This is a genomic window from Geothrix oryzae (assembly GCF_030295385.1).
Taxonomy (GTDB): domain Bacteria; phylum Acidobacteriota; class Holophagae; order Holophagales; family Holophagaceae; genus Geothrix; species Geothrix oryzae.
Map to the genome: position 1 here is coordinate 1,963,958 of NZ_AP027079.1, position 14,312 is coordinate 1,978,269.

Genomic DNA, 14,312 nt, shown 5'->3' on the forward strand with positions numbered 1-14,312 from the left:
TGCCCGATCGCGCCGAGGCCGCGCGCCGTGGCCCGGCGCGCGGAGAAAAGCCTTAGCGGGAGTTGCGTCCAGGGGTATAAGGAGCCTTGGCGGCCTCCAGGGCGTCTTCCAGAGCCTTCAGCAATCCCGAGGCGGCGTCGAACCGGCCCTGGAAGGCCTTGAGCCCCTCCTCGGCCCAGGCCAGGTTCTGGCGCTGGGTGCCCGTGGGCAGCTGGGTGGTGGCCCAGACGCTGCCCGTGACCTCGCCGACGCGCCCCAGAACGCCTGGGGCCGTGGGTTCCTGACGGGAGGCCACGGTGGCATCGCCACTGAGCAGGCTGCGCAGGTCCTTCAACTCACCGTGGAGCGTGCGGGCCCGGGCCAGCAGGGTCGGATCCACCGCCGTCGCTTCCAGGAGGGCCTTCCGCACATGGTCGAGCCGGTTCTGGGTCTCGGTCAGGCGCTCCGAGGCGGCCATGGCCGCGCGCTGCGTTTCGCCCATGCGGGCGCAGAACGCGCTGAATTCCGCCCACTGGGCGGGCGACAGGCGGTCGGCATCCAGGGGCTTCACCTCAAAGGCCACGGGGCCGGCCACAGGCTTCAGCACCCCATCCACCTGGAAGGCCAGGGTGGCCTGGTAGCGGCCCGGCGCCGCGAGGGCCCCGTGGGCGCCGTAGTCCCAGGGATCGCGCTCACCCGGAACCTTCAGGCGGACCGGCGCAGGATTCGGGAAGCGCAGATCCCACGCCACGCGGTGCAGGCCCTTCTCGGCTTTCCCCGTGATGCGGCGCACCACCTGTCCGTCCGCGGCGGCGATGGTCAGCACCGCCGCGGGCGCGAGCTCGCGGTCCTCCGCGCGCAGCGCGTCCCAGGAGGGGATCGCGGGATCCTGCCCGGCCTTCACGGCTTCCTTTTCCTGAGCCTGGCGCTGCTTCTTCAGGGTCTTCGGCTCCGTCTTCACATGGTAGGTGAACACCGCGCCGAACGGCGGGTTGGGCGCCAGGAAGAGCGCCTCGCCCTGGAAGGACTTCCCGGGCCCTCCGAAGGGCACGGCGGGCACATAGGCGAGGGCGGGCCGGAGGCCGAACAGGTGGGCCTCCTGCTCCAGATGCTCGGCGCGGGCTTCCCGCAGGGCCGTCAGGTCATCCAGGACATAGAACCCCCGCCCGAAGGTGGCCACGACCAGATCACCTTCCCGGGCCTGGATGGCCAGGTCCTTCACAGCGATGGTGGGCAGGTCCTTGAACTTCGACCAGGACTTGCCGGCATCGAGGCTGAAGAACAGGCCGAACTCCGTGCCGCAGTAGAGGAGCCCCGCCCGGGCCGGATCTTCCCTCACGGTATGGACGCTGCCCCGCTCAGGCAGGCCTCCGGCGAGCGCCTCCCAGCTGCGGCCGCGGTCCCGCGAGCGCATCAGGTAGGGTTTGAAGTCGCCGTTCTTGTGGTTGTTGAAGGCGGCGTACACCGTGTCGGCCTGGTGCGGGCTCGCGCTGAGGCAGGCCACATAGGTGAGGTCGGGCACCCCAGGGAAGCGCTCGGCTTTCCGCCAGGCCTTGCCGCCATCCTCGCTGATCTGGATGAGGCCATCGTCGGTGCCGGCGTAGAGCAGCCCTTCCACCTTGGGGCTCTCGGTGAAGGCCACGATGTTGCCGAAGAAGCTGGTGGAGGCGTTGCGGGCCACGGCATCCACGCTCTGCACCTTGTCCATGATCTTCAGGCGGCTGCGGTCGATCTTCCGCGTGAGATCGGGGCTCACGGCCGTCCAGTTGTTTCCGCGGTCGTCGCTGCGGAAGAGTTTCTGCGCGGCGAAGTAGAGGCGCTTCGAGTTGTGCGGGCTCAGCAGCAGTGGCGCATCCCAGTTCCAACGGTAGGGTTCCTCGCCGGGCGCCGGCTGGGGCTGAAGCTCCACCCGCTCGCCCGTGCGGCGGTCGAAGCGGGCCAGGCCGCCGTACTGGCTTTCCGAATACACCGTGTCGGGATCCTCGGGATCCGCCTGGCTGTAGAAGCCGTCGCCCCCCTGCGTCACGAACCAGTCGTAGTTCGTGGCTCCGTGCAGGTTGCGGGTGCGGCTGGGGCCGCCCATGGAGTAGTTGTCCTGGGTGCCGCCGTAGATGGTGTAGAAGGGCCGGGCATTGTCCACGGCCACGCGGTAGTACTGGATGATCGGCAGGTTGGCCTTGAACTCCCAGGTGGCGCCACGGTCGCGGCTCTCGTAGACGCCGCCGTCGCAGCCGGAGATCAGGTGGTCCGTGTTCGCGGGATCGATCCAGAGCGCGTGGTTGTCGACATGCTTGTGGGTCTCGCCCACGCGCCGCCAGGTCTTTCCGCCGTCCTCGGTCACCTGCATCCAGGTGTCCATGGAGTAGACGCGCTTCGGATCCTTGGGATCGCAGAAGAGCTCCTGGTAGTACTGGGCGCTCCCCGACACCATTTCGTTGCGGCGCTCCCAGTTCCGCCCCCCGTCGGTGCTGCGGAAGAAACCGCCCGCCTTGTTGGCGGCTTCGATGGTGGCATAGACCATGTCCGGCTCGCCCTCGGGGATGGCCAGGCCGATGCGCCCCATGTCCTCCTTGGGCAGGCCCTCCTTCAGGCGGGTCCAGGTCTGTCCGCCGTCCAGGCTCTTGTGGATGCCCGCGCCGGGACCGCCATCCACCATGCCCCACACATGGCGACGCCGCTGGTACGAGGCCGCGTACATCACATCCGGGTTCCGGGGATCCATGAGCACATCCGTCACGCCGGTGTGGGCGTCCACGGTGAGCACGGCCTTCCAGGTCTTGCCGCCATCCGTGGACTTGTAGAGCCCGCGCTCCCCGCCTTCCTTCCACAGCGGGCCCTGGGAGGCCACGAACACCACCCGGCTGTCCCGGGGATCCACGAGGATCTTCGCGATGTGCTCGCTGGTCTTCAGGCCCATGTTCTCCCAGGTCTTCCCGCCGTCCAGGCTGCGGTACACCCCGTCTCCGTAGGCCACGGAGCGCTGCGAGTTGTTCTCGCCCGTGCCCACCCAGACCGTGAGGGGATCGCGGGGGTCGATCGTGATGCAGCCGATGGAGAAGGAATTCTCCTTGTCGAAAATGGGCGTCCAGGTGGTGCCCCCGTTGAGGCTCTTCCACACGCCGCCGGAGGCCGCCGCCACATACCAGGTATCCGGCTTCCGGGCATCGATGGCGATGTCGCCCACCCGGCCCGAGGTGACGGCCGGGCCCAGATTCCGGAAGGGCAGCGCCGCCAGGGGCGAGTCCTTGGAGGCCGCGGTTTCCGGCTTAACCTCCGACTTGACCGCAGGCTTGGGCGCGGCCAGGATCGGCGCGGCCACCAGGAGGAAGGCCAGGGGCGCGAGGGAACGGAATCGGGGCATGGTGCCTCCTAATACGAGGTTTGCCCCATCATGCCCGAAAAGCGCCTGGCGTCACCAGCCGGAGCCTGCCCCCTTGCCGCGCACCCGGCCCTGCCACCGCACCGTCTGGGGTCCGGGTTCCAGCTCCAGCGCTTCGCCCTGGCCTTCGCCGAGGCGCCCGCGCAAGGTCACGGTCCCCTCTGCCTGGATGAGGCGCACGGTGCGGTCAGGCCCGACGGTGACGGTCACCGTGTCCGCCGCCAGGCGCCAGCCTTGGCCCTGGCACTCCACCCCGCCGCCGAGGGTGATCTTCTGGGCCTCGCTCTGGCCCCGCTCCGCCCGCAGGAACAGGTCCCCGTCCGCCGCGGCCAGGGTCCCGCTCAGGCCTTCGGGAAAGCTCACCACCTCGCCCCGACGGACGATGCGCGGCCCGGAGAGCCGCTCCCGCAGCCGGCTCCAAGCGGCGGGGCGGCCCGTCAGCGTCCAGAGCGCGTCCTCCCAGACGAGCTTCGCCCCCCGCAGGCTTCCGCCGGAGAACAGGTTCAGCTGCACGGGACCTTCGATGGTCCAGGACCTGGGATCGCCCTGCCCCGCCCCGCCCGTGAAGGTGCCCTCCTCGCCCCGACCCAGGACCGGCGCCTGGAGCTTCCAGCGGCGCGTGGCCCGCTCCACCAGGATGCGCGGCGACGAGAGGCTGCGCCGCCCCCAGGTGAGCAGGGCCTGGCCTTCCGCCGCGGCATGACCGATCGGCAGAGAGGCCGGCAGATCCTGGCCGGGCGCTTCCCGCATGAAGACCCGCGGGGCCTTCAGCATGAGGCGCTGGCCATCCAGGGGCTGATCCCAGACCACGCTCCCCTCGAGGCGCAGTCCCGCCGGGGTCCAGCGCGCCCCCTCCGTGGACAGGTGCTCCTCCCCGCCCGCCACTGCCCGGCGCGCCCGGAAGCCTCTCAGCTCCACCTGCTGGAAGCGGGCGCCCGGGGCGGGGCGCGGGGCCACGCCCCCCTTGGCGTCACCCCGCCAGCCGTCGGCGCGCTCGAAGGCCAGAGGCCCCGGCCAGATCACCGTATCCGGCGTGAGATCGGCCACCGAGGCCTGGAGCGAGCCTTCCGCCAGGCTCGCCCTCACCCCTTCCAGGTGGCCCGACAGGAACCCCGGCGTGGCCCAGAGCCGGTCGGCGTCCATGGCCTTGAGCGTGGCGGGGGCCGTGCCGTCCGTCGGCGCCAGCCAGCGCACGGGGCCCCGCTCCACGCGGAAGCGGCCGTCGATCTCCCGGCGCCAGCCCGCGGGCAGGTTCCAGGTGCCCCGGGTGGAACCCTCCAGGGATTCCCAGCGCAGGGGGGCCAGGCCCTCCCATTCTCCGCCGGTCCAGCGGAGGGCCGGGCCCTCGCTCTCGATGCGGCCCTTGCCGAGCGGGGTGGTGGTCCCGGGCTGGGCCACGCCCAGGTCCATGGGGCCCTGCAGGGTCCAGACTCCGGCCTGGCGGCGGGCCTTGGGCGAGAGCAGGCGCCACTTCCCGGCCGGCTCGTCCAGGGAGCCCCTCACCTGGTCCAGGCGCAGATCCTCCTCCGAACCTTCGATGGTCTTGTAGGCCAGCACCATGCGGTTCTGGCCCAGCTGCTCCGTGAGGGTGCCCACGCTGCCCTTGGTCCCTTCGCCGAACAGCGGATCGCCGCCCACGGTGCGGCCCGGCATGCCACCGCCCCCCACCAGGAGGAAGCGCAACGTCAGCCCCAGGGTGCCCGCGGCCAGGCCCCAGCCCAGCCCCCGCCAGAGCGGGTGCCGCGCGGGGGGCAGGCTCTGGAGCAGGGAGGCCATCATGGGGCCGCTCCTTCAAGAGCCATGTCCACCAGCCAGGAACGGCCCCAGCGGGCGCTGCCCTGGGGGGCGGCCGCCACGCAGATCCGCTCTCCGGCGCGGGGCTGGGCCGGCCGTTCGTGGTTGGAGAACCAGGTGAGCGGATCGGAAAGCCCCGCCACCCGCAGCTTCCAGTGATCCGCCCCGAAGACCGCGGAAGAGGCCAGCGTGCCCTCCACCCGCGCCAGCGGCGGGGCGAAGCCCTGGCCGAAGGGCTCCAGGCGGGCCAGGTCCGCATCGTCCGGCAGCTCCCCGGGAGCGCCGTCCAGCAGCAGGGGCGGAAGCTCGCGGCCCTCGGCCTGCATCGCCGCCCCCCGCTGGAGGGCCTGGCGGACGAAGGTCAGGCGGGACGCCTCGAAGCTGAGGCCCGCAGCGGCGCGATGGCCGCCGCCGCTCAGGATAAAGGGCTGGGCCAGGACCAGGAGCTCGCCCAGGTCGTAGCCCTCCGGCGCCCGCAGGCTGCAGTGGGCCACGCCGTCGATGACGGTGCAGACGCCCGCCGGGCGCCCCGTGGCGCGCATGCGCTGGCCCGCCACGATGCCGATGACGCCCTTGTGGGCTGCCGGATCCAGCACCAGGTCGAAGGCCGCGCCATCCGGCGGCGGCAGGCTGGCCGTCAGCCCCTGCTGGATGGCACGGCGTTCCTGGTTCAGAACCTCCACCCGCGCCATGAGGGCCTCGGCCTCGGCGGCCTCCCTCGTAAGCAGCAGACGGACCGCATCTTCCGCGCCGCCCATGCGACCCACCGCGTTGAGTCGCGGGGCCAGCCCGAAGGCGATGTCCTGGCCGCCCAGGACACCCTCCTTCTTCGCCGCGCGCAGCAGGGCCGCGAGGCCCGGGCCGTTCTTCCCGCTGAGGGAATCCAGCCCCCGGCGCACCAGCAGGGCGTTCTCGTCCACCAGGGGCATCATGTCCGCCACGGTGCCGATGGCCACGAGCTTGAGCATGCCGTCCAGGAAGGCCGCGTCGGCGCCCGTGGGATGGGGCACGGCGCCCATCAGGGCCTGGGCCAGCTTGAAGGCCACGCCCACACCCGCCAGGAAGCGGTTCGGGTAGCCGTCAAGATGGGGGTGCACCACGGCGCAGGCGGGGGGCAGTTCCGGGCCCAGGGCGTGATGATCCGTGATCACCCAGTCCATGCCCAGCTCGGCGCTGGCCTTCACCTCATCCACGCTGCGCACGCCGCAATCCACGGACAGGAGCAGGCCCGGGTCGCGCGTGGCCTTCAGCTCCCGGATGCAGTCCATGTGCAGGCCGTAGCCGTCCGAGAAGCGGTTGGGGATGAAGAAGGAAACCTCGGCGCCGAGGCGCTCCAGGGCCCGCACCAGCAGGGCCGTGGCGGTGACGCCGTCCACATCGTAGTCGCCGTAAACCACGATGCGCTCCCGGGCCCCGATGGCCTGGCGGATGCGCGCCACGGCCGGATCCACGCCCGGCAGCAGGTGGGGGTCGGTGCTGCGCGTCCAGCTGGGATCCAGGCGCCAGGCCAGGTCCTCCGGCTGATCGGCACCCCGCAGCCAGGCCAGTCGTGCCAGGCGGGGTTCCAGGTTCCAGGCCGCGGCCAGGGCCCGCCAGGGCGCCGGTCCCGCCGGGATCTCCCGGCGGAGGCGCCAAGTCTTGGCCTCCATGTCAGCCCACGCTGCCCATGCGGGCGAACTTCTGGTACCGCTCCTCCACCAGCTGCTCCGCCGACAGCTCGGAGAGCTCGGAGAAGGCCTCGATGATGGCCTCCTTCAGCGCGGCGGCGGCGTCGTCGAAATCCGCGTGGGCTCCCCCCAGGGGCTCCTTCACGATGCCGTCGATGATGCCCAGCTCCAGCAGATGGGGCGCCGTGAGCTTGAGGGCTTCGGCAGCCTTGGGAGCTTGCGTGGCGTCCTTCCACAGGATCGACGCGCAACCTTCCGGCGAGATCACCGAGTAGATGGCGTTCTCCATCATCAGCACGCGGTCGGCCACGCCCAGGGCCAGGGCCCCGCCGCTGCCGCCTTCGCCGATGACCACGGCCACCACGGGCACTTCGAGCTTGGCCATCTCCAGCAGGTTCCGGGCGATGGCCTCGGCCTGGCCGCGCTCCTCCGCATCCACGCCCGGATAGGCGCCCGGCGTGTCGATGAGACAGAGGATGGGCCGTTGGAACTTTTCCGCCAGCTTCATGAGGCGCAGGGCCTTGCGGTAGCCCTCGGGCTTGGGCATGCCGAAGTTGCGAAGGATCTTCTGCTTGGTGTCCCGGCCCTTCTGCTGGCCGATGATCATCACCGGGTTGCCCTCGATCCAGCCCATGCCGGCCACGATGGCCGCGTCGTCGCCGAAGCGCCGGTCGCCGTGGAGTTCCTCGAAGCGCTCGCAGATGCGCTCCAGGTAGTCCATCGTGTAGGGCCGCTTGGGGTGGCGCGCCAGCTGGGCCCGTTGCCAGTCCGTCAGGTGGGAGAAGAGCTCCGCCTTCAGCTTGTCGAGCTTCTTCTGCAGCTTCTCCCGCTCCTTGGCCTGGGAAGGATCCATCTCCATGGCCCGGATCTGAGCCTCCAGCTCGAGTACCGGCTTCTCCAGCTGGGACAGATCCATGGTCTGTTCGGGGGTAGCGTCTTTCATGTGACCTCGGGTCAAGAAGAGGAACGGTCCAGTGTAGCCGAGAGGCTGGAATCAGGCTCTGTGCACCTTAGAGCGCCTAACAAAACCCGACGATGCCGCGAGGAAGGCAGGCGGGATGCGCCGCAAGGAAGGGCCCGCAGGGCGATGCGGGACATCGTTCAAGGGGCCTGACACCGCGGGGCGCCCGCCTGCCTTCCTCCCTCCGGGCGGGGGGTGGCGGGCTTCTCCATGCTTCGTCACGCCCGTCGCGCGTAGGGCCCGCTACGCTTCGACTCGCGTTCCTCGCCTTGCTCGCCCGGCACCCCTCGCGCGGCGCCGTGGGGTTTTGTTAGGCGCTCTTAGAACCCAGTTGGGAGCAGAATCAGGGCCGGAGTTCCCCATGCACGCTTCGCCCTTCCCCATCCTCGGCCTCAGCGGCGGCATCGCGGCGGGGAAGAGCTTCGTGGCGGGGAAGCTGGCGGCCCGGGGGTGGGCCGTGGTGGATGCGGATGGCCTGGCGCGGGAGGCAGTGCTGCCGGGAAGCGAAGGCCTCACGGCCCTGGTGGCGGCCTTCGGGCCCGGCTGCCTCCGGCCCGACGGCGCCCTGGACCGCGCCTGGCTGGCGGCCCATGTGTTTTCCGATGACGCCGCCCGGGCCCGCCTCAACGCGATCCTCCATCCCCGCATCGAGGCCCTGCTCGCGGGCCGCCTCGCCGGGTTGCCGGCGGACACTCGCGGCGCGGTGCTGGACGCAGCCCTCTGGGTGGAGCGCGGCAAGGCCCACCACTTCGACGCCTTCTGGACCGTGGACGCACCGGAGGTCCTTCGGCTCCAGCGGCTCCAGGCTCGGGACGGGATCACTCGGGAGGCCGCTCTGGCGCGCCTCCGGGCGCAGGCCACGCCTCCGGAACGGGCCCTCCATGCGGATCTCGTGATCCCCAATGACGGGCGGGATCTGACCGGAATCCTGGCGGGAGCCGAGGTGGCCCTTCTGGCAAACTGGAAGGTCCGCCGTGCGCGGACCTGGAGAACCCCGATGCCCGCACCCTTCAGCGCCGACCAGCTGCGCGATGTCCTGGCCACCCTGCTCAGCCGGGGCGGCGACTACGGCGAGGCCTTCGTGGAGCGCCGCCGGGCCCATGCCCTGGGCATGGACGACGGCCGCATGGAGGATGTGCTCGCCTCGGAGACTTTCGGCGCGAGCCTGCGCCTGGTGGATGGCGAGACCACGCGCTTCGCCGATCTCATCGCCCCCACCTTTGAAGAGCTGACCGAGGCCGCCCGCACCCTGGCCGCCCCCGGCACCGGCGGCGCCGCCGGAGTTCCGGCCCTGCTGCTGAAGACCCACCCCACCCCCAGCCCCGTGGAGCGCGATCCGGGCCGCGTGGCCCTGAGCGAGAAGGTGGCCCTGGTGCGCCGCGCCGAGGCCCTGGCCCGGACCGAGGCCGAGGCGCTGCGCCCCGGCGCGCTGAAGCAGGTCTCCGTCGGCTATGGCGACAGCACCCAGCGGGTGTGGATCGCCGCCGCCGAATCCCGGAATGGCGCCTGGTCGGGCACCCTCACGGAAGACCACCGCACCCAGGTGGTGCTCCGGGCGAATGTCACCGCCGGCGACGGCACCCAGCTCCAGACCGGCTACCAGGCCCTGGGCGAAACCCGGGGGTTCGAGCTCTTCACCGACGAGGCCGTGGCGCACACCGTGCGCGAAGCCGCCCGCCTGGCCGTGCAGGCCCTGGACGCCCAGCCCGCCCCCGCCGGCACCTTCCCCGTGGTGCTCAGCAGCAGCGCCGGCGGCACCATGATCCACGAGGCCTGCGGACACGGCCTGGAGGCCGACCTCGCGCTCGCGGGCATGAGCGCCTTCGCGGGCAAGCTGGGCCAGAAAGTGGCCGCCGAGGGCGTGACGATCATCGACGACGGCACCCTGCCCCACAAGCGGGGCAGCCAGGCCATCGACGACGAAGGCAACCCCGTGAGCCGCGTGGTGCTCATCGAGAACGGCGTGCTGAAGGCCTACCTCCAATCGCGAAAGACCTCGCGGAAGATGAATGCGGAACCCACCGGGAACGGCCGCCGCGAAAGCTATCGCCACCTGCCCATCCCCCGCATGCGGAACACCTTCCTGGCTGCCGGGAGCGAGGCTCCCGAAGCCATCCTCCGCGACCTGGACCGCGGGCTGCTGGTCAAGCGCATGGGCGGCGGCCAGGTGGACACGGTCACCGGCAACTTCGTGTTCCAGGTGACCGAGGGCTACTGGGTGGAGAACGGCGAGCCCAAATACCCTGTGAAGAACGCCACCCTCAGCGGCTGCGGCCCCGAGGTGCTGAAGGGCCTCACCCGCATCGGCACCGACCTGCACCACTTCGACATCGGCACCTGCGGCAAGGACGGTCAGGGCGTGCCCGTCAGCGATGCCCTCCCCACCATCCTCTGCCCCGCCCTCGTGGTCGGCGGCACCGCCGAACCCCTGCCGAGCGTGATCTGACCATGAACCCCTTCGCTTCCTTCATTCCCGATTCCCTCGAAGCCCGCCTCCAGGACGGCATCCAGCACGCGCTGAAGCTGGGCGCGGAGGGGGCCGAGGCCTTCACCTCGGTGTCCCGCTCCCGCAAAGCCAAAGTTCAGAACGGCGCCCTGGAGGATCTCACCGCCAGCAAGCGGGGCGGCCTCGGCGTGCGGGTGATCCGCGCGGGAGGCAAGGGCTTCCGCACAGGCCTGGCCACCACCACCGACCTCGCCGCCGCCGATTTCCGCGACCTCTTCACCCAGGCCTGGGAACTGAGTGCCCTGGGCGACGAAGATCCCTGGCTTCGCCAGGCCGATCCCTCCGGCACCGATGACCTGCCCAGCCGCTTCGACGCGACGGTGGAGGCCATCACGCCCCAGCAGCGCATCGACTGGGCCCTGGACCTGGAAACCCAGGCCCGGCGCGCCTCCGCCAAGGTGGCCGCTGTCCGGGAATCAGCCTGGAGCGACGGCTCCGGCGCCAGCCTGCTGCTCACCCAGAAGGGCGTGCGGGCCGCGGACGCCTGGTCCAGCTGCTCCGCTTCCATCGAGCTGGCGGTGGCTGACGGCGAGGAACGGCAGGCCGCCTGGCACTGGGATGTGGCCCGGCGTCCCGGCCTCGACCTCGCGGCCATCGGCGCCGAGGCGGCCCTCAAGGGCGAGCGGAAGCTGAACCCCCAGCGGCTGCCCGCAGGGAGATACGCCGTGGTGCTGCATCCCGAGGTGGCCGTAGATCTGCTCGGCATCGTGGCGGGCATGCTGGACGCCGAATCCGTGCTCAAGCAGCGCAGCCTCTTCGCCGGGAAGCTGGGCGAGACCATCGCCTCGCCCCTGCTCACGCTGATCGACGACGGGCGCCTCGCGGAGGCGCCTGGCCGACCCGCCCTGGGCACCGAGCCCTGGGATGCCGAGGGCCTGCCCACACGGCGCAATGTCCTGCTCGAAGGCGGCGTACTCAAGACCTACCTGCACACGCTGAAGACCGCCGCGGAGATGGGCATGGCCCCCACGGCCAGCGCAGGCCGGGGCTTCGGCAGTCAACCCGGCGCCACCACCTTCAACCTGTTCCCCCTGCCCGGCGACACGGCGCCCGACGCCCTCTACCGCATGGCCGGAAACGGCGTCCTCATTACCGAGATCATGGGCCTCCACACCGTGGATCCCGTCAGCGGCGACCTCAGCGTGGGCGCCAGCGGCATCCGCATCCGCGAGGGCGCGCTGGCCGAGCCCGTGGACAAGCTCACCTTCGCCGGCAACCTGCGGGACTTCCTCACGCGCATCGCCGCCCTGGGCAGCGACCTCCGCTGGTACGGCAGCAGCGCGGGCCTGAGCATCCTGCTGGAGGACATCGCGCTCGGAGGCGCCTGATGGGACAGGAATTCTGGGACCAACGCTACGCCGAGCCCGACCTGGTCTACGGTGCGGAGCCCAACGACTTCCTGCGCGAAATGGCCCCCCGCGTTCCGCCGGGCCCCGTGCTGGGGCTGGGCGAGGGTCAGGGTCGGAATGCCGTCCACCTGGCCACCCTGGGCCACGCCGTCACCGCCGTGGACCAGTCCGCCGTGGGGCTGGCCCGCGCCCAGGAGCTGGCCCTCAGCCGCGGCGTGACCCTCGCCACGGTCGCGGCCGACCTCGCGGATTTCGACCTCGGCCCGACGCGCTGGAGCGGCATCATCTCCATCTTCTGCCACCTGCCCTCCGCGCTCCGGCGGCGCCTCTATCCGCGCTATGCCGAGGCGCTCGCGCCCGGAGGCGTTCTGATCCTCGAGGCCTACACGCCCCGGCAGCTGGAATACGGCACCGGCGGCCCGAAGGAGCTGGATCTGCTCGGCACCCTGGCCGAGACGGTGAAGCTGCTTCCCGGGCTGGAGCTGGAAGTCGGCCGGGAGGTCGTGCGGGACATCCACGAAGGCGCCTACCATCATGGCCCCGGCGCGGTGATGCAGGTGGTGGCCCGCAAGGCCCCCAGGTCGACCTCAATCCGTTGATCTGCAATCCTGGAATGTTGCCACAGGACCTGCCATGAGCCTCGCCTCCGCCCGCGCCTACCTTGCCTTCCCCCACCTGGAGCCCGAACTCCGCGCGGAGCTGGACCCCCTCGTGGCGGCTGCCGAGCGTGGCGAGGCTCAGGCCGCTGCGGAGCTGGAGGACCGCTTCTTCGAGCCCCTCGCCTTCGGCACGGGCGGCCTGCGTGGCTTCATGGCCGCGGGCCTCCGCCGCATGAACCGCCCCAATGTCCGCCGCACCACCCTGGCCCTGGCGGCCGTGGCCCAGCGGCGTGCGCCGGGCAAGAAGGTGGCCGTGGTGGGCTACGACACGCGCCTCAATTCCGATGTCTTCGCGGCGGAAGCCGCCTCGGTGCTCGCCGCGGCGGGCTATCAGGTGTTCCTCGGCACGCGCCCCCTCCCCACGCCCTTCCTCTGCTTCGCCATGAAAGAGCTGGGGTCGGCCTGCGGCGTGATCATCACCGCCAGCCACAATCCCAAGGAATACAACGGGTACAAGGCCTACAACGACCTTGGCGGGCAGGTGGTGGAACCCTGGGACGCCGAGATCGAGGCGCAGATGGCCGCCCTGCCGGTGGTACCCGTGCCCCCCGTCGTTCCGCCGGGCCGCATCGGCCCCATTCCCATCGAGGTCGAGAACGCCTATCTCGCCCTGGGCCAGGGCCTGCTCCAGCATCCGCAGCCCTTCGAGCCGGCCCGCATCCTCTACACGCCCTTCCATGGCACCGGCATCGCCTTCGTCCCGGCCCTGTTCGAAGCAGCCGGCATCCCCCTCACCCTCAGCCCCAGCCAGGGCATCCAGGATGGGACCTTCCCCACGGCGCCCCGACCCAATCCCGAAGAGCTGGCGGCCTATGCCGCCCCCCTGAGGGAGGCCGAAGCCATGGCTTCGGAGGTCATCCTGGCCAACGATCCCGATGCCGACCGCATCGGCGTGGTGGCGCAGCGGGAAGGGGTCTGGGAGCTCATGTCCGGCAATGACCTGGCCGCCCTCACCCTGGACTACCTCTGCACGCAGAAGGGCCGTTCCGGCGCCGTGGTGAGCACGGTCGTCACCTCGGATTTCATGGCCGAAGTCGCCCGCCACCACGGCCTGCCCGTCGTGTGGACCCTCACGGGCTTCAAGAACATCGCCGTGTGCATGGACCGCCTCGAGGCCCTGGGCGAGGCCTACGCCTTCGGCGCCGAGGAGAGCTACGGCATGCTGCTGCCGCCCAGCCTGCGCGACAAGGACGGCGTCACCGCGGCCCTGGTTGTCGCCGAGATGGCCGGGTATTACAAGGCGAAGGGACTGACCCTCTTCCAGGCCGTGGATGCGCTCATGGAGAAGGTCGGCACCTTCCACAACCGCCTCGTGAACCTGGAGGATCCCCGCCCCGGAGGCGCCAAGCGCTTTGCCGAGGCCATGGGCCGCATCCGTGCCGCCGGGCTGGCCTCCCTGGGCGGCGAGCAGGTCGCCAGCTGGGAGGATTTCCAGACGGGTCTCTGGCACGGCGAGGGCGGCACCGAGGCAATCCTCGACCGGCCCGACCGCCGCATGGCCGCCCTGCCGATCCCCCGCAGCAATGTGCTGAAGTTCCGCCTCCAGAGTGGAGCCTTCGCGGCCTTCCGCCCCAGCGGCACCGAACCCAAGCTGAAGGTCTACCTCCAGTCCCGCGGCGACGCCGCGCAGCTGGATCGCATGGAAGTCGAAGCCCGGGCCCTGTTGGGCCTCTAGGTTTCTCTCCCCCCATGAAAAACGGCGCCGATGAGGGCGCCGTTTTTCATGGGAAGCGGAGTGCTACTTCTTCTTGATGGTGGTCAGCTTGCCATCGGCCCAGCCGTGGCAGTCCTTGCACTGGGATTCCTTGTACTTCGCGACCATCTTGGTGGTGGCGGCGTTGAACTTCTTGTCCTTGGGGGCCCCTTCGTGGCAAGCGGTGCACTTGGCACCCTTGACGGTGGTCATCTTGGCGCTGGCGACGGGAGCGACGGCCAGGGCAAGCAGGGCGGTGAGGAGGGTGATGCGGCGCATGAGGGCTCCTACTTTGTTGGGGTTGGGACCGGGCTCAAGGGCCGGG

Annotated in this window: 9 protein-coding genes; 4 read left to right on the forward strand and 5 right to left on the reverse strand. The window is 70.9% G+C overall.

Annotation, left to right across the window (positions count from 1 at the left end; all coding sequences use genetic code 11):
• Window positions 1-52 precede the first annotated feature (52 nt).
• From QUD34_RS09100 to QUD34_RS09115, 4 genes are read right to left on the reverse strand one after another with little or no spacing between them, the layout of a single operon-like run.
• Window positions 53-3,340: a WD40/YVTN/BNR-like repeat-containing protein gene (locus tag QUD34_RS09100; RefSeq protein ID WP_286353380.1), complete on the reverse strand. Its 3,288-nt coding sequence runs from the start codon at window positions 3,338-3,340 to the stop codon at window positions 53-55.
• Window positions 3,341-3,391: 51 nt separating this feature from the next.
• Complete coding sequence (locus QUD34_RS09105) at window positions 3,392-5,137, reverse strand: hypothetical protein (RefSeq protein WP_286353381.1); 1,746 nt, start codon at window positions 5,135-5,137, stop codon at window positions 3,392-3,394.
• Window positions 5,134-6,801, reverse strand: a complete 1,668-nt coding sequence (locus QUD34_RS09110; RefSeq protein WP_286353382.1) for a single-stranded-DNA-specific exonuclease RecJ — start codon at window positions 6,799-6,801, stop codon at window positions 5,134-5,136. Before QUD34_RS09110 ends, QUD34_RS09105 begins: the two co-directional genes overlap by 4 nt.
• Window position 6,802: 1 nt before the next feature.
• Window positions 6,803-7,762: an acetyl-CoA carboxylase carboxyltransferase subunit alpha gene (locus tag QUD34_RS09115; RefSeq protein WP_286353383.1), complete on the reverse strand. Its 960-nt coding sequence runs from the start codon at window positions 7,760-7,762 to the stop codon at window positions 6,803-6,805.
• 379 nt (window positions 7,763-8,141) lie between these two features.
• Between QUD34_RS09115 and coaE the strand changes: the two genes are divergently transcribed.
• The 4 genes from coaE to QUD34_RS09135 are packed head-to-tail and all read left to right on the forward strand — an operon-like array spanning window position 8,142 to window position 13,969.
• Window positions 8,142-10,226 (forward strand): dephospho-CoA kinase, encoded by a 2,085-nt coding sequence (coaE, locus tag QUD34_RS09120; protein ID WP_286353384.1) that lies wholly within the window; start codon window positions 8,142-8,144, stop codon window positions 10,224-10,226.
• A gap of 2 nt (window positions 10,227-10,228) precedes the next feature.
• The gene (locus QUD34_RS09125) at window positions 10,229-11,614 is read left to right on the forward strand and encodes a TldD/PmbA family protein (RefSeq protein WP_286353385.1); all 1,386 of its coding nucleotides are present in this window, start codon (window positions 10,229-10,231) and stop codon (window positions 11,612-11,614) included.
• Window positions 11,614-12,234, forward strand: a complete 621-nt coding sequence (locus tag QUD34_RS09130; RefSeq protein WP_286353386.1) for an SAM-dependent methyltransferase — start codon at window positions 11,614-11,616, stop codon at window positions 12,232-12,234. Before QUD34_RS09125 ends, QUD34_RS09130 begins: the two co-directional genes overlap by 1 nt.
• A gap of 34 nt (window positions 12,235-12,268) precedes the next feature.
• Window positions 12,269-13,969, forward strand: a complete 1,701-nt coding sequence (locus QUD34_RS09135) for a phospho-sugar mutase (protein WP_286353387.1) — start codon at window positions 12,269-12,271, stop codon at window positions 13,967-13,969.
• A 63-nt stretch (window positions 13,970-14,032) separates the two neighbouring features.
• Here the strand turns inward: QUD34_RS09135 and QUD34_RS09140 are convergent, their stop codons facing one another.
• Complete coding sequence (locus QUD34_RS09140; RefSeq protein WP_286353388.1) at window positions 14,033-14,266, reverse strand: cytochrome c3 family protein; 234 nt, start codon at window positions 14,264-14,266, stop codon at window positions 14,033-14,035.
• Between the last annotated feature and the right edge of the window lie 46 nt (window positions 14,267-14,312).